The following is a 15,976-nucleotide window of genomic DNA, read 5'->3' as shown; positions in this document are numbered from 1 at the left end:
CCCTCAGCGACGGCGGCGCAGGGTCGAGAAGATCCCCTGCACGACCTCCTTGGCGATCGTCCTGCCCAGCCCGGACCCGAGCAGGTCCGACAGCGGGTCGTCCGCCTTCCGTGACGTCGTCGTCCGGGACGACGTGCGCCCCGACCGCCGCGCATCGGCCGCCCGTTCGGCTCGCTCGAACTCCCGCTGCGCCCGCTCGTACTCCTTCTGCGCCGCGGCCCGTTCGCGCGCCTCGGTCTTCTCCTTCGCCGCGGCCTCCTTCGCCGCGGCGGCAGCGGCGCGGGCCGCCTCCTTCTCCGCCTCGGCGGCAGCGGTCGCCGCGGCCTTCTCGGCGTCCGCGGCAGCCGCGTCCGCAGCGGCGGCCTCCATCCGGCGGGCGAGCATCTCGTACGCCGAGTCGGGATCGAGCCGCGTGCCGTAGGTGTGCAGGAGCGGGGATGCCTGCACCCGCGCCGTCATCTCGGCCGGGGGCATCGGGTCCATCGAGCCCTCGGGGGCACGGAGGCGCGTCCAGGCCACCGGCGTCGGCGCGCCCTTCTCGTTCATCACGGTGACGATCGCCTCACCGGTGGCGAGCGAGGTCAGCACCTCCCCGAGGTCGTAGTCGCTCGTCGGGTAGGTCGACACCGTCGCCCGCAGCGCCTTCGCGTCGTCCGGGGTGTGCGCCCGCAGCTGGTGCTGGATCCGCGAGCCGAGCTGGGCGAGCACGTCGTTCGGGACGTCCTTCGGGGTCTGCGTGACGAAGAAGATCCCGACGCCCTTCGAACGGATGAGCCGGACCGTGCGGACGATCTGCTCGAGGAAGTCCGCCGACGCCCCGCTGAAGAGCAGGTGCGCCTCGTCGAAGAAGAACACGAGCTTCGGCTTGTCCTGGTCGCCCACCTCGGGGAGCTCGTTGAAGAGGTCGGCGAGGAGCCACATCAGGAACGTCGAGAAGACCTCGGGCTGGTCCTGCACGCCGGGCACCTCGAGCAGGCTGACGATCCCCCGGCCGTCGGCGGCGGTGCGGAGGAACACGGTCGTGTCGATCTCCGTCTCGCCGAAGAACTGGTCGGCGCCCTTGTCGGCGAAGGTGATCAGCTCGCGGAGGATCACCCCGGCGGTCTGCTTCGACAGCCCGCCGAGCTCGGCGAGCTCCGCCTTGCCCTGGTCGCTCACGAGGAAGGTCAGCACGCTCCGCAGGTCGGACAGGTCGACGAGCGGCAGCCCCGCCCGCTCCGCGTAGTGGAACACGAGCCCGAGGGAGGACTCCTGCGTGTCGTTCAGCCCGAGCACCTTCGACAGCAGGAGCGGTCCGAACCCGGACACGGTCGCACGGATCGGCACACCGGTCCCCTGCCCGCCGAGCGAGTAGAGCTCCGCCTCGCTCGCCACCGCACGCCACTCCTGGCCGATCCCGGCGGTGCGCGCGAGGAGCTTGTCGTTCGGCGTGCCCGCGACCGCCAGCCCGGACAGGTCGCCCTTGATGTCGGCGGCGAAGACGGGCACCCCGTTCGCGGCGATCTGCTCGGCGAGGACCTGCAGCGTGCGCGTCTTGCCCGTGCCGGTCGCGCCCGCGACGAGACCGTGTCGGTTGAGCATGCCGAGCGGGATCCGGACCTGCACGTCGGGCACCGCGGCGCCGTTCACGAGGGCACCGAGCTGCAGCGCGCTGCCCTCGACCTCGTAGCCGGCGCGGATCGCCGCGACGGCGTCGGCGCCGAGCGGCCCCTCGCCCGTGGTCGGCTCGGGAGGCACGGTGCCGGTCGTCGACGTCGGCTCGCCCGCCGGGGCGGTCGCGTCCACCGCCGGGGCCGGGGAGGCGACGACCGCCGGCTCCGCATCGGGCTCGAGCCGCGCCTCCTGGCCCTGCGCCACCGCGGCGGCGAGTTCCTCCGCCCGCTGCACCGCCTCGTCCGCGAGGCGCCGGGCCTCGTCGGCCGCCTGCTTCGCTGCCTCGGCCGCTGCCCGTGCCTGCGCCACCACGTCGCTCATGTCCACAGCATACGAACGGCCGGACGCTCCTGTCCGGCGCGTGCCGTGGCACCGTGCGACGGTCAGTGCGTGAGCGCCGGGACCGTCCTCGGTCGGACGACCGCCCAGAGCAGCACGATCGCGACGGCCGACGTGCACGCCATCACCACCGCCATCGGGGTCGCCGTGGTGATGCCGATCCACCCGACCACGGGCGAGATGATCCCCGCCACGCCGAAGTTCAGCGCGCCGAGGAGCGAGGCGGCGGTGCCGGCCTCCTTGCCGTGGGCGGCGAGTCCGATCACCTGGACGAGTGGGAACGAGAAGCCGCACGCGGCGATGAAGAACCAGAGCGGCACGAGCACCCCGACGAGTCCGGCGCCGAGCTGGTCGAGCACCATGATCGCGACGGCGGCGAGGAACAGGGTCGCGGTCGAGCACGCGAGGATCCACTGCGGTCCGACGCGCTGCGCCAACCGCGCGGAGACCTGCACGCCGACGACGACGCCGACCGAGTTCACCGCGAAGAGCAGGCCGTACTGCTGCGCGTCGAGCCCGTACAGGCCCTGGAACAGGAACGGTGACGCGCTGAGGTACGAGAAGAGCCCACTGAAGACCATCGCCCCGATGAGCGCGACCCCCACGAAGACGCGGTCGGAGAAGAGCGCCCGGTACCGCTGCCCGATGGTGGAGTGCCCGGCCTCGTGCCGACGTGCCGGCGGGAGCGTCTCGACGATGAGCAGGACCGCGGCGAGCACGACAGCGGCGCCGTAGCAGGCGAGGAAGACGAAGATCCCGTGCCAGCTCACGAACCGGAGCATCTGCGAGCCGATGAGCGGGGCGAGGATGGGCGCCAGGCCGTTCACCATCGCGAGGCGGGACAGCATCCGCACGAGCGGCTTGCCGCCGAACAGGTCGCGCACGGTCGCCATCGCCACGACGCCACCGGCCGCTGCACCCATGCCCTGCAGGACGCGGAAGAGCGCCAGCACCTCGACGTTCGGCGCCAGTGCGGCTCCGAGTGACGCTGCGACGTGCAGGCTCGTCGCGATGATGAGCGGGAGCCGGCGACCGACCTTGTCGCTCCACGGGCCGACCAGCAGCTGTCCGGCCGCGAAGCCGAGCGTCGTCGCGGTGAGGGTGAGCTGCACCGCCCCGTCGGTGATGCCGAACTCGTCCTTGAGCGACGGGAACGCCGGCAGGTAGAGGTCGATCGTGAACGGTCCGAGCGCGGTGAGGGCGCCCAGGACGAAGACGTAGACGAGTCGCTGCCGACGGGAGAGCGCGTCTCCCGGGTGCAGGACGACACGGAGCGAACCGGTGGTGGCGGGCGCGGTCACGAGCAGGAGTCCTTCGACGGTGAGGGGTGGGGAGGTGATCGCGGCGTCGATCGAATCGATTCGTCCGCGGAACCATCCTACGGGTCCCCCGAGCGCCACCGCAGCAGTCCGGGGCGTTCTCCCGCGTGTTGCCACGGCTCCCGCCCCGCTCGGACGCGGCACATGCGGTACCGTCGGACTGCTCGCCGCCGGTCGACCGCCGGCGGACGTCGTCCCGCCCGTTCCGCCGGAACACCGGCGGGACGGAACCGGATCAGAAGGGGGTGGCGTCATGGTGGATGCCCGCATCCTGCACACGACCGCTGCCCTGCGCGAGGCCATCCTGCGACTGGCCGCCGACCGGCCGGTGTCCGAGATCACGGTCGCCGACGTCACCCGGGCGGCCGGCATCAACCGCGCCACGTTCTACTCGCACGCGGTCTCCCCCGGGTCGTTGCTCGCCGACGTCCTCACACCGGATCTCGACCGCATCCGCGAGGACGACGCCGAGGTCCGACGCGCGGCGTTCGCCCGGGGTGCCGGCGTCGACGAGTTCGCGACGATCACCCGGCGCGGCATCAACGCCGTCGTCGAGCACGTCGTCGCGCACCGCGAGATCTACGGCAAGGCGCTGCCGGACCCGAACGACGCGTCGCTGCACCGACTCCTCGTGGAGCACTTCACGGTGTCGAGCGAGCAGCACATCCGGACGCTCGAGCGCGAGCACCGGCCGGAACTCCTCGACGACGTCGCCGCGGGGTTCGTGGCGCAGGGCTTTGTCGGCGCGATCGAGGCCTGGCTCGCCGGACCGCGACGGTCGCGGAAGGCACTGGTCGACACGATCGTGCTGTCGTTCCCGTCGTGGTGGCGCTGACCGCCCTGCCCGACGGACGTCAGTCGGTCGTGGGCTTCTCGCCGCGCTGGAGCGACTCGACCACGTCGACGGCCCCGCTGACGAGGTCGGCCTGGTCGTCGCCGGCCGGCACCCGGTAGTCCGCGGAGACGCCGTCGCCACCCGTGCCGCTCGTCGGCAGCGGGTCCCCCAGCGACACCACGACGACACCGGCGTCGTGCGCCGTCTGGATGACCCCGGTCAGCGCCGAGGCGTCGACCGCCCGCACGAGCAACGCCTTCGCGCCCGTACGGACGAGCTGGTCCACCGCGGTGCGCTGCGCGGCGGCGGAGCCGTCGGCCGGTGCGACGCGGACGTCCGGGGCGAAGCCGGCGTCGGTCAGTCCGGCCCGCAGGTCTGCGCCGAGCGTGTCCTGCCCGGGTTCGAGGACCACGCCGATGACCGCGTGCCGGTCGAACCCGCCGTCGGAGCTGGTCAGGTCCGTGCTCTGCACCGGCGTGGGCGCGGCCGACGTCGTGCCCTGGCAGCCGGCCAGGGCGAGGGCCGCACCGATGACGACGGTGGCGGTGACGACGCGGAGGAGCACGACCGCCACGCTACCCGCCCACCGCGACGACGGACGGTGCCGGGACGGGGCCGAGCCGACGGACCGCGGCGACGGCGAGCACCGCGATCAGGGTCATGCCGCCGAACACGAGCGGGAACGACACCGCGGCGTCGGCACCGCCCGTCCCGATGAACAGCAGCCCGGTGACGGCGAGCCCGATCACGCTGCCCGAGGCGTCGGCGATGGTCAGGGCCGAGCTCGCGAACCCGTCGTCGCCCTCGCCGGAGAAGCGCAGTGTCAGCATCGAGGTCCGCGGGTAGATCGCCCCCATGCCCGCGCCACCGACGAACCACCCGACCACGAGCAGCCACCACGGCAGGCCGAACGTGGCGACCGTCAGCGCCGTGAGCAGGCTGGCGAGCACGAGCGCGAGACCGATCGCGAAGGTCCGGGTCGCGGTGAGCCGTTCCTCGCCCAGCCGTCCGTGCAGCCAGCTCGACCCGGCCCAGCTGAGTGCCGCGACCGTCAGCGCGAGCCCCGCCGCCGAGGCGGACAGGCCGTCCTTCGCCTGCAGCAGGAACGGCACGTACGCCTCGCTGCCGAAGAACGAGGCGGCGACGAGCCCCCGCAGCAGGATCACCGACGGCAGCCCGGGGGCGGCGCGGAAGGTGCCGGCGGGCAGCAGCGGGCGGAGTGCGAACCACGTCCCGACGAGGCCGATGAGCACGGCGGCGACCCGCGCCCACGCGCCGAGGTCCGGGGCGACGTTGAGCAGCAGGATCGCCACCGCGGCGGCGACCGACCAGCCGATCCGGGACCGCTGCCACGCCGGACGGAGCTCGGGTGCGGGTGGGTGCAGCCGGCCGAGGGTCGGGACGAGCAGGGAGAACGCGCCGACCGCGATGACGAGTGCACCGGCGAACACCCAGTGCCAGTTCCAGACGTCGGTGACGATGCCCGCGAGCGCCGGACCGACGAGCGCCGGCACCACCCACGCGGCGGCGAACCCGGCGAACACCGGGCCGTGCAGGTCGGCGGGGAAGATCCGGGCGACGAGGACGTAGAGCACGACGTCGATCGCGCCGGCACCGAAGCCCTCGACGAGCCGGCCGACGAGGAAGACCTCCATCGTCGGGGCCAGCATGACGACGGCGGTGCCGACGGCGAAGAGACCGGCCGACACCCACGCCACGATGCGTCCACCTGCGCGGTCGGTCCAGTTGCCCGCGAGGACCATGCCCGGCACACCGGCCGCCAGGGGTGCGGCGAAGGCCAGCGCGTAGAGGGTCTCGCCGTCGAGGTCGCGGCTGATCTCCGGCATGACGGTGGTCATCGCCAGGTTCTGGAACGCCGCGACCGCGACGATCGCGACCATGCCGACGGTGGCGAGGGCGTACGGTCCGCTGAACAGACTGGTCCTCGTCGCCGCGGTGCTCACCCGATCATCGTAGGGCCGCCCACCGACGCCGGGCGGGCCGCCGACGCCGGGCGGGCCGCCGAGGTCGGGCCCGCCACCGCTGTCGAGCGGGTCAGCGCGCGAGCGCCTGCTGCAGGTCCGCCACGAGGTCGCCGGCGTCCTCGATGCCGACGGACAGGCGCACGACGTTCTCCGGCACCGCCAGCTCCGTGCCCTTCACCGACGCGTGCGTCATCTCGGACGGGTACCCGATGAGCGACTCGACCCCGCCGAGCGACTCGGCGAGCGCGAACACCTCGGTCGACTCCGCGAAACGGCGCGCCGCCTCGGGCCCACCGCTCAGCGCGACCGAGAGCATGCCCCCGAAGCCGCGCATCTGGCGTGCCGCGACGTCGTGGCCGGGGTGCTCGGCGAGCCCCGGGTAGTACACGCGCTCGACACCCGGAGCACCGACGAGTGCCTCGGCCACCGCCTGGGCGTTCCGCGAGTGCCGCTCCATCCGGACCGCGAGGGTCTTGATGCCGCGCGTGGTGAGGAACGCGTCGAACGGCGACGAGATCGCCCCGGCGCCGAACTGCAGGAACTGCACCTTCGCGGCGAGCTCCTCGTCGGCGAGCACCACGGCGCCGCCGACGACGTCGGAGTGGCCGCCGAGGTACTTCGTCGTCGAGTACACGACGACGTCGGCGCCGAGCGACAGCGGCTGCTGCAGGTACGGCGACGCGAAGGTGTTGTCGACGACGACCACGGCACCGGCCGCGTGGCCGATCTCGGCGAGCGCGGCGATGTCGGCGATCTTCATGAGCGGGTTCGTCGGGGTCTCGACCCAGAGGACGGTCTGCGCCGGAGCACCCTCGAGCGCGGCACGGACGCGGTCGGTGTCGCTCATGTCGACGACCACGAGCTCGACGCCCCACGGCACGTGCAACCGGCTGACCAGGCGGTGGGTCCCGCCGTACACGTCGTTGCCCATCACCACGCGGGCACCGGGGACGAGCGTGGCGCGCAGCAGAGCATCCTCGGCGGCGAGCCCGGACGCGAACGAGTACGCCGCGACGCCACCGTCGAGGTCCGCCAGGAGGGTCTGCAGCGAGTCGCGCGTCGGGTTGCCGGCGCGGGAGTACTCGTAGCCGTTCCGCATGCCGCCGACACCGTCCTGCACGTACGTCGACGTGAGGTGGATCGGGGGGATGACGGCGCCGGTGGGGCCGTCGGGCTCCTGGCCGGCGTGGACGGCGCGGGTGCTGAACTCGGTCATGCGGGCTTCGTTCCTCGTTGGGTCGGGGGCGTCACGCGGGACGCGGGTCACTCGGACAGGTAGGCGAGCAGGTCGTGGCGGGTCAGCACGGTGACGGGCTTGCCGTCCTCGACGACGAGCAGGGCGTCCGCCGACTCGAGCGCACGTCGCGCCGACGAGACCGACTCGCCGACACCGATGAGCGGGAGCGGGTCGCCCACGAACCCGGACAGCGCGTCCGTCATCTTCGCGGCGCCGGTGAAGACCTGCTCGAGCAGGTCCTTCTCCGCCACCGCGCCGACGACCTCGCCGATGACGACGGGCGGTTCGGCGCTGAGCACGGGCATCTGCGAGACGCCGTACTTCGTCATGATGTCGACGACCTCGCGCACGGTGTCCGCCGGGTGGGCGTGGACGAGGTCGGGCAGCCGGCCGTCCTTGCCCGCGATGAGCGACCCCACCGTGCGCTCGTCGTCGGTCTCGGCGAAGCCGTAGGAGCGCATCCACCGGTCGTTGAAGATCTTGCCGAGGTAGCCGCGGCCGCCGTCCGGCAGGAGCACCACGACCACGTCGTCCTCGGTGAGGTCGCGGGCGGCGCGGAGCGCGGCGACGACCGCCATGCCGCTCGAGCCACCGACGAGCAGGCCCTCTTCGCGGGCGAGCCGACGGGTCATCGCGAACGAGTCGGCGTCCGACACGGCGATGATCTCGTCGGGGACCCCGGGGTCGTACGCGGTCGGCCAGAAGTCCTCGCCGACGCCCTCGACCAGGTAGGGGCGACCGGTGCCGCCCGAGTAGACGGAGCCCTCGGGGTCGGCGCCGACGATGCGGACACGGCCGTCCGAGGCCTCCTTCAGGAAGCGTCCGGTGCCGGAGATCGTGCCGCCGGTGCCCACGCCCGCGACGAAGTGCGTGATGCGCTGCTCGGTGTCGCGCCAGATCTCCGGACCGGTGGTCTCGTAGTGGCTGCGCGGGCCGTTCGGGTTGGCGTACTGGTTCGGCTTGTAGGCGCCGGGGATCTCGCGCACCAGCCGGTCGGACACCGAGTAGTACGACTCCGGGTGCTCGGGCGGGACGGCCGTCGGCGTGACGACGATCTCGGCGCCGTACGCGGTGAGCACGTTCCGCTTGTCCTCGCCGACCTTGTCGGGCAGGACGAACACGCAGCGGTAGCCGCGCTGCTGGGCGACGAGCGCGAGGCCCACGCCGGTGTTGCCGGAGGTCGGCTCGACGATGGTGCCGCCGGGGCCCAGGTCGCCGGAGGCCTCGGCCGCGTCGATGATCCTGGTGGCGATCCGGTCCTTCGACGACCCACCGGGGTTGAGGTACTCGACCTTCACGAGGACGGTCGCGCGCACCCCCTCGGTCACCCGGTTGAGCTTGACGAGCGGGGTGTCGCCGACGAGGTCGACCACGGAGTTCGCGTAACGCACGCGGTCGAGTCTAGGCGGCGGACACCGTCTTCCGCTGGGATGCGACGTGGGCGGACACCGCCGCGGAGACCTCCTGCCGGCGGCGGTCGATGACCTCCCCCATGTCCCGGGCGAGCGCCGGCGTGCCGCGCACGATCTGGTCGAGCGCGGTGGCGGGCACGACCAGCACCGCGACCTCGGTGAGCGCGACGGCGGTGGTGAGCAGCGCCTCCCGGGTCAACGCCGTCTGCCCGAGGTAGTCGCCGGTCTCGACGCGGGTCGCCGGCAACTCGGCGTCCTCGAACGGGACGCGCAGGTCGACGCTGCCGGACAGGACGAACCGGACCGCGTCCGGCACCGTGCCGGCCGTGACGATCGTCTCGCCGGCGGCGTACCGCTCGAGCCGGACGAGCGGTGCCAGCGCGGCCCCGTCGTCGCCCGTCAGGTACAGCGTGGGCGCGATCGACGCCAGGGCGGCGTCCCGACGCTCGTCGGTGACGAAGTCGTCGGTCGTGTCGCCGTCGAGGCCGAGCCCTGCGCGCCGGGCCGCGTACCAGAGCCACATCCGGAACTGGGCGAGCGCGTCGCCCTCCTGCGACGGTCCGCGCACCTCGAAGGACACGGTGTACGACGATCCGCCGGTCGGCACCGCCACCGGCTGCGTGCCGGGGTACCGCTGGGGCAGGCCGGACGCGACCCGCTGCAGCAGGGCGACCACCGCTGCCGGAGGGTCGTCCGTCGTGAACGTGACGTCCGTGGCGACCGGGAACGTGCCTCCTGTCCGGCTGAGGTTCGTGAACGACGCCCCCGCCAACGAGGAGTTCGGCATGATGAGGATCCCGGCGCCCGTGTCGATGTGCACCGACCGCCAGTTCACCTCGACCACCCGGCCACGCACGCCACCGGCGTCGAGCCAGTCCCCCAGCCGGAACGGCTGCTCGAACAGCAGGAACAGCCCGGCGATCACCGGACCGACGGCGGACTGCAGCGCGAGGCCGATGACGAGCGAGCCGACACCGAGCGCGGTGAAGATCCCGCCGACGTCCGCGCCCCAGACGATCTTGAACACCAGCGCCAGCCCGAGCGCGATGAGCACGATGCGGGCGATGTCCACGAAGATCGACGGGATCTTCTCGCGCCAGGTGCCCTTCCGGGCGTTCGTGAACAGGACGATGTTCAGCCCGTTCAGGACGAACACGATCACGAGGAACCCGAGCACGGTGCCGATGATCTGGTTCACCACGGGCTTGCCCGGGTCGACCGCGTCGGTGACCTGGACGGACAGGACGAGGATCGCGATGATCGGCACCACGGCGTTCCGCAGCAGTCCGACCACCTTGTGCAGCGAGTTGCCGCGCCGCTCGAGGTTCGACTGCAGCTCGGTCAGGACGAGCAGCAGCAGCGGCAGGCCGACGATGACGCTGATCGCCGGCCAGAACCACGGCTGCTCCCAGAACGCGGTCACGACGCCGCTCCGGTCCGCTCGAGCTTCCAGACCCGCTGCGGGCCGGCCTGTGTCTGCACCTCGCCGGCGTCCTGCACGCCCCCGCGGTCGCCGAGCTTGTCGACCACGCGCTGCGTCGCGTACACACCGGGCGCCGGGGCGATCCCCTGCACCCGGTAGGCCAGGCTGACGGCGTCGCCCCACATGTCGTAGACGATGCTCGAGCGGCCGACGAGCCCGCTCGTGACCTGGCCGGTGTCGATGCCGGCGCGCAAGCCGATCTTCGATCCGTGCTGCGCGTTGAAGCGCTCGAGCACGCCCTGCGCCTCCTCCGCCCAGTCGACGACGCGGCGGACGTTGTCCACGCGCGGCACGCTCAGGCCGCAGCTGGCGAGGTACCCACTCCGGGTCGTGCGCACCCGCTCGACGCCGTGGCGGGTGGCCGCCTCGTCGAGGGAGCGCCAGACGTCGTTGACGAGGGACAGGGACTCCTCGGCGGTGAGGCCGGCGGCGAACTCGTCGAACCCGATGATGTCCGCGTAGACGACCGCGACGTCCTGGTGGTCGGCCGCGATCGTCTCGTCGCCCTGCTTGTAGCGACGGGCGACCTCCTCCGGCATGAGCGTCAGCAGCAGGGTGTCGTTCTGCCGCCGCTGCTCGTCGAGCAGGTCCTGCTTCACCTGGAGGCTGCGGCTCATGTCGTTGAACGCGAGTCCGAGGTCGCCGATCTCGTCGCCGGCCTTCGTCTGCACCTCGACGCCGAGGTCGCCGGACGACACCCGGTTCACCGCGGTCTGCAATTGTCGGATCGGCCGGACGAACACCTGGGCCAGCAGCAGGGACAGCAGGCTGACGAGGACGATGATGCCGACGAGCGCGAGGCCGATGTTCCGGGCGAAGTCGTTCACCGGGGCGAACGCCTCGGCCGTGTCCATCTGCGCGACGACGACCCACCGGAGCCCGTCGACCTCGAGCGGCGCGTACGCCGCGAGCACTTCCTTCCCGCGGTAGTCGGTCGAGATCACGGTGCCGGACTTGCCCTGCAGCGCCCGTGTCACCGGCGTCGTGTTCACCTCCTGCAGGAGCACGGAGCCCTTCACCGCGACCTGGCGGGCCGCCGTCGACGGCGCCGTCCCGGCAGCGACGACGTCGCGCTGGTACTGCTTCGGGTGCTCGATGAGCTGGCGTGGGTACGACCGCATGAGGTGGTCGGCACCGACGAGGTACGACTCCCCGGTGTCCCCGAGGCCGTCGTCCTTCCACTGCTCGTTGCCCGTCATGACCTGCGTGATGAGGTCGACCGGCACCTGGACGGCCATCACCCCGATGATCTTGCCGTCCTCCCCCACCGGCGACATCACCCAGAGCGTCGGGACGTTGAGGCTCGGCACGTACCGCGCGAAGTCCGTCACCACGAAGTCGTCCGAGCTCGTCAGCTGCAGGGCCTGCTGGTACCCGGTCGCGAGGTTCGAGTCGCGGTAGGGCCCGCTCTCGAGGTCCGTGCCGAGGTCCGCGCCGGAGTACGCCGAGTACACGACGTCCCCGTCGGTGTTCATGAGCAGGAGGTCCTCGTACCCGGCGGCCTCGACCGCCTGCTTGAAGTACGGCTGGTACTCGGCGTGCGCCGCCGACCACGCACTGCCGTCCCCGGCGTCGTCCTGGTCGATGGCCTTGTCGTAGTCGGTGAACGGCGCCGTGTACCGCGCCTGCAGGTAGGCCTGCGGGTCCTCGGTCGGCGCGAACTGGTCCGGGTTGGCGGTGCCGCCGTTGCGGTCGTCGAGCTGCGGGACGAAGGAGTCCCGGTACCAGTCCTCGACCTTCGTGTGGTCGTCGTCGGACACCGGCCGCGACTGCAGGTCGTCCCACCCGGACTCGAAGGCCTTCGTCGCGCCGATGACGCTCTCGTTGCGGGTCTGCGCGACGACCGTCTGGGTGAACTGGCCGAACGAGCGCTGCAGTTCGGTGATCCTCGCCTCGCGCAACGAGGTCACCTGGTTGAACGCCGCGGCCTCGAGCGAGCTCCGGCCGTTCAGGTAGCCGACGACACCCACGACCAGCGCCGCCACGATGCTCACCGCGAGGAGCATCACGAGGAGCTTGGACTGGATGTCGAGGGAGCCGCTCGTGAGGAACGCGCGGAACTTCCCCTTCTTGCGGGGCGCGTCCTCGACGACGCGTGGTGCATCGGGGGCGATCGGGCCCGTCGGCGGGATGGGGTCGGACGTCGGTGGGACAGCTGTCACTTCGGACTCCGCTCAGGGGCACGGTGCGCTTGCGTGTGGTTCCTTCACAGCTACCACACGAGCATCGTTCGTGTCCGTCGGGTCGACCGGAAAACGCCGTGGTCGCGACCAGGCGTCGGACGGGAGGCGCGGTGCGGGCCCGCACCGCGCCTCCCGTCCCGCCTGCGGTGCGCCTGGTGCGTCAGCTGCCGACGGCGTCGGCGGGGGCGTTCTGCTGGTGGTGCAGCATCGCGTAGGTGCCGTCCCGCTCGAGGAGCTCCTCGTGACTGCCCTGCTCGACGATCCGGCCGTGGTCGAGCACGAAGATGACGTCGGCGTCGCGGATCGTCGAGAGCCGGTGCGCGATCGAGATCGTCGTCCGGCCCGCCGCGGCGTTGTCGAGGGCCGTCTGCACGACACGCTCGGAGATCGAGTCGAGGGCGCTCGTCGCCTCGTCGAGCACGAGTACCGGTGGGTCCTTGAGCAGCACCCGCGCGATCGCGATCCGCTGCTTCTCGCCGCCGGACAGCCGGTAGCCGCGCTCCCCGACGACCGTCTCGTAGCCGTCCGGGAACGAGGCGATCGTCTCGTGGATGTTCGCCGCGCGCGCGGCCTGCTCGATCTCGTCGTCGGTCGCGTCCGGCTTGGCGTACCGCAGGTTGTCGCCGATGGTGGCGTGGAAGAGGTAGGTCTCCTGGCTGACGATGCCGACGTGGCGCATGAGGTCCTCGTGCGCCAGCTCGCGGACGTCCTGTCCGGCGAACCGGACCGAGCCCGCGGTCGCCTCGTACAGCCGGGGCACGAGGTACGACACGGTCGTCTTCCCCGCACCCGACGGCCCCACGAACGCGGCGAACTGACCGGGCTGGAGCTCGAACGACACCCCGCGGAGGGTCGGCTTGTCCGCCTCGCCGTCCGGGTAGGTGAACGTCACGTCGTCGAAGGCGACGTGCCCCACCCGGGACTCGTCGACGGGCTTCGCCGTGGGTGGGTCCGTGATCGCGGGCTTGAGGTCCAGGTACTCGAAGATGCGGGCGAACAGCGCGCCGGAGGTCTGCAGGTCGAGGACGACCCGGAGCAGACCGACGGTCGGGAACAGCAGCCGGGACTGCACGGTGGTGAAGGCCACGATCGTGCCGGCCGTGATCGGCACGTCGCCGATGATGAGGTACGCGGCGACGACGTAGATGATCGCTGGGATGATCGACAGGAAGATCGACACGATCGCGAAGAACCACTGACCGGACATCTGCTGACGGACCTGCAGGCGGATCTGGTTGCGGTTCTCGTTGCCGTACCGCTGCGTCTCCGCACGCTGCTGGTTGAAGCTCTTCGCGAGCAGGATGCCGGAGACGCTCAGTGCCTCCTGCGTGATCGCGGTCATGTCCGACAGCGACTCCTGCGTCTGCGCGGCGATCTTGGCGCGGACCTGGCCGACCCGTCGCTGCGCGATCACGAGGAGGGGCAGCAGGACGACCGCGACGAGGGTCATCTGCCAGCTGAGGAGCAGCATCGCGACGACGGCGGCGATCACCGTCACCGTGTTGCCGAGGATCGACGAGATCGTGTTGTTGAGCACGCTCGCCACGCCACCGACGTCGTTCTGCAGGCGGGACTGGATGACACCGGTCTTCGTGCGGGTGAAGAACGCGAGCTCCATGCGCTGGAGGTGTCCGAACAACCGCATGCGCATCGCGCCCATGACCTTGTTGCCGACCGTCGCGGTGAGGTACGTCTGCCAGACGCCGATCCCCGCGCTCGCGATCCAGAGCACCACCATGGCACCGACGAGGACGTACAGCACGGGCAGGTCGGGCCCGCCGCCGCCCTTCGGGAAGAGCCCCTCGTCGAACGCCAGCTGGGTGAGGAGCGGTGGGACGACCGAGATCGCGGCGCCGATCAGCACCAGCACGACGGTCAGGATGATCGCGTTCCGGTGCGGCACGAACAGCCCGGCGATGCGCTTGAGGAGGTTCGGGATCTTGGGCGCCTCGGCGTTGGCGGCCTTCTGCGCCTCGAAGTCGCCGCTGGAGATCCGGCCGCCACCGCGACCGCCACCGCCACCGCCGCCGCCGCGCATCCCGCCGTGCATGCTCACGACGCGTCACCCCGATCCATGCTGCAAACCTAGCCCCGGGGTGGGACATCGGGCCGCCGTGGCTCATTTGACCCCGTTCAGGGGGCATGCGACCATTTCCCGTCCCCTTCCCCGCACCACTCGAGGTCCCATTGACGTCCGCGCCCACCCGCCCCACGTCCCTCCGCGCACAGCTCGCCCGACGGAAGCCGATCGAGCAGCTGCAGGCCGAGGCCTCGGCGGGGGTGGACGGCGAGCCGCTCCGGCGGTCGCTCGGGGTCTGGCACCTCACGATGATCAGTGTCGGCGCCACGCTCGGCACCGGCATCCTCGTCGTCCTCGGGACCGCCGTGCCGCTCGCCGGTCCCGCGGTCTGGATCTCCTTCGTCGTCGCCGGTGTCGCCGCGCTCCTCTCGGCACTGTCGTACGCCGAGATGGCGGGTGCCGTGCCGACGTCGGGGTCGAGCTACTCGTACACCTACGCCACCATGGGCGAGGGCATCGCCTGGGTGTGCGGCTGGTGCCTCGTGCTCGAGTACGCCGTCTCCGTGGCCGCCGTCGCGGTCGGCGCGAGCGAGTACGTCGACGAGACCCTGCGGGTGTTCGGGCTGCACCTGCCGACCGCACTGTCGGCGCCTCCGGGCGAGGGCGGCATGGTCAACCTGCCGGCCGCCGGCCTGGTGCTGCTCGCCACGGCGATCCTGCTCCCGGGTGCGCGCGAGAGCGCCTGGGTGAACACGGTCATGGTCATCGTGAAGATCGCCCTGCTCGTGTTCTTCGTCATCGTGGCGTTCTCGGCGTTCCAGGCGCAGAACTTCGAGCCGCTCGCGCCGATGGGTGCCGCCGGGGTCACCGCGGCCGCGTCCCGGCTGTTCTTCTCGTACATCGGGTTCGACGCCGCGTCGACCGCCGGGGAAGAGGCGAAGAACCCGCGGCGGGACCTCCCCCGCGCGATCATCGGGTCGATCGCGCTCATCACGGCGCTGTACATCCTCGTCGCGATCGCGGCCATCGGCGCCCGCTCGTGGACGTCGTTCTCGTCGACCGAGGCCTCGCTCGTGCGCATCGTCGTCGACGTCACCGGACAGCCGTGGGTCGCCCTGGTGTTCTCGATCGGCGCCGTCATCGCGATCGCGAGCGTCGTGCTCACCGTGCTCTACGGGCAGACCCGCATCCTGCTCACGATGGCCCGCGACGGACTCGTGCCGAAGGTGTTCGGCCGGGTGTCGCACCGCACCGGCACCCCGGTCTGGAACACCCTCATCATCGGGGTCGTCGTGACGATCGTCGCCGCACTGGTGCCGCTCGGGGAGCTCGCGGACGCGACGAGCATCGGCACGCTCGTGGCGTTCGCCCTCGTGAACGTGTCGGTCATCGTGCTCCGTCGGACCCAGCCGTAGCTCGAGCGGTCGTACCGCGTGCCGCTGTTCCCCGTCGTGCCGATCGTCGGCGCGCTCTGCTGCGTGCTGCTCGCGGTGTTCCTCGGCATCGGCAG

Annotated in this window: 10 protein-coding genes and 1 pseudogene; 2 read left to right on the top strand and 9 right to left on the bottom strand. The window is 71.7% G+C overall.

The window, feature by feature from the left end; all coding sequences use genetic code 11:
• Nucleotides 1-3: 3 nt before the first annotated feature.
• Together JSX79_RS16085 and JSX79_RS16080 are read right to left on the bottom strand one after the other, a co-directional pair.
• A complete protein-coding gene (locus tag JSX79_RS16085) occupies nt 4-1,974 on the bottom strand; it encodes a helicase HerA-like domain-containing protein (RefSeq protein WP_229087128.1) in 1,971 nt (656 codons plus the stop codon).
• A gap of 62 nt (nt 1,975-2,036) precedes the next feature.
• Nucleotides 2,037-3,293 carry a multidrug effflux MFS transporter gene (locus JSX79_RS16080; RefSeq protein ID WP_070419497.1) on the bottom strand — a complete coding sequence of 419 codons (1,257 nt, stop codon included), beginning with the start codon at nt 3,291-3,293 and terminating at the stop codon, nt 2,037-2,039.
• Between the two features lie 271 nt (nt 3,294-3,564).
• Here JSX79_RS16080 and JSX79_RS16075 point away from each other — a divergent pair, with 271 nt between their 5' ends.
• Complete coding sequence (locus tag JSX79_RS16075; protein ID WP_229087127.1) at nt 3,565-4,146, top strand: TetR/AcrR family transcriptional regulator; 582 nt, start codon at nt 3,565-3,567, stop codon at nt 4,144-4,146.
• Nucleotides 4,147-4,165: 19 nt separating this feature from the next.
• Here JSX79_RS16075 and JSX79_RS16070 read toward each other — a convergent pair whose 3' ends face one another.
• From JSX79_RS16070 to JSX79_RS16040, 7 genes are all read right to left on the bottom strand, one after another.
• Nucleotides 4,166-4,711: a substrate-binding domain-containing protein gene (locus JSX79_RS16070; protein WP_175496048.1), complete on the bottom strand. Its 546-nt coding sequence runs from the start codon at nt 4,709-4,711 to the stop codon at nt 4,166-4,168.
• Between the two features lie 10 nt (nt 4,712-4,721).
• Entirely contained in the window at nt 4,722-6,110 is a 1,389-nt protein-coding gene (locus JSX79_RS16065; protein WP_229087126.1) for an MFS transporter, read from the bottom strand.
• 91 nt (nt 6,111-6,201) lie between these two features.
• On the bottom strand, nt 6,202-7,347 hold the full coding sequence (locus JSX79_RS16060; RefSeq protein ID WP_229087124.1) for a cystathionine gamma-synthase: 1,146 nt from the start codon (nt 7,345-7,347) through the stop codon (nt 6,202-6,204).
• Between the two features lie 47 nt (nt 7,348-7,394).
• Entirely contained in the window at nt 7,395-8,759 is a 1,365-nt protein-coding gene (locus tag JSX79_RS16055; protein ID WP_070418392.1) for a cystathionine beta-synthase, read from the bottom strand.
• 10 nt (nt 8,760-8,769) lie between these two features.
• Nucleotides 8,770-10,203, bottom strand: a complete 1,434-nt coding sequence (locus JSX79_RS16050; protein ID WP_070418391.1) for a mechanosensitive ion channel domain-containing protein — start codon at nt 10,201-10,203, stop codon at nt 8,770-8,772.
• Nucleotides 10,200-12,425, bottom strand: a complete 2,226-nt coding sequence (locus JSX79_RS16045; RefSeq protein ID WP_229087122.1) for an adenylate/guanylate cyclase domain-containing protein — start codon at nt 12,423-12,425, stop codon at nt 10,200-10,202. Before JSX79_RS16045 ends, JSX79_RS16050 begins: the two co-directional genes overlap by 4 nt.
• A gap of 181 nt (nt 12,426-12,606) precedes the next feature.
• Complete coding sequence (locus JSX79_RS16040; RefSeq protein ID WP_374475669.1) at nt 12,607-14,496, bottom strand: ABC transporter ATP-binding protein; 1,890 nt, start codon at nt 14,494-14,496, stop codon at nt 12,607-12,609.
• Nucleotides 14,497-14,588: 92 nt separating this feature from the next.
• Here JSX79_RS16040 and JSX79_RS16035 point away from each other — a divergent pair.
• Nucleotides 14,589-15,976, top strand: a pseudogene (locus JSX79_RS16035) (amino acid permease); the annotation flags it as partial.

Origin of the sequence: Curtobacterium sp. GD1 (assembly GCF_020882855.1) — a bacterium.
Taxonomy (GTDB): domain Bacteria; phylum Actinomycetota; class Actinomycetes; order Actinomycetales; family Microbacteriaceae; genus Curtobacterium.
The sequence above is the reverse complement of the archived record's forward strand: the minus strand, read 5'-3'. Positions and strand labels throughout refer to the sequence as shown.

What these genes read in the sequence shown, in the direction of transcription:
- JSX79_RS16085 (WP_229087128.1), bottom strand. Translation starts at nt 1,974, where the DNA reads ATGAGCGACGTGGTGGCGCAGGCACGGGCAGCGGCCGAGGCAGCGAAG.
- JSX79_RS16075 (WP_229087127.1), top strand. Translation starts at nt 3,565, where the DNA reads ATGGTGGATGCCCGCATCCTGCACACGACCGCTGCCCTGCGCGAGGCC.
- JSX79_RS16060 (WP_229087124.1), bottom strand. Translation starts at nt 7,347, where the DNA reads ATGACCGAGTTCAGCACCCGCGCCGTCCACGCCGGCCAGGAGCCCGAC.
- JSX79_RS16040 (WP_374475669.1), bottom strand. Translation starts at nt 14,496, where the DNA reads ATGCACGGCGGGATGCGCGGCGGCGGCGGTGGCGGTGGCGGTCGCGGT.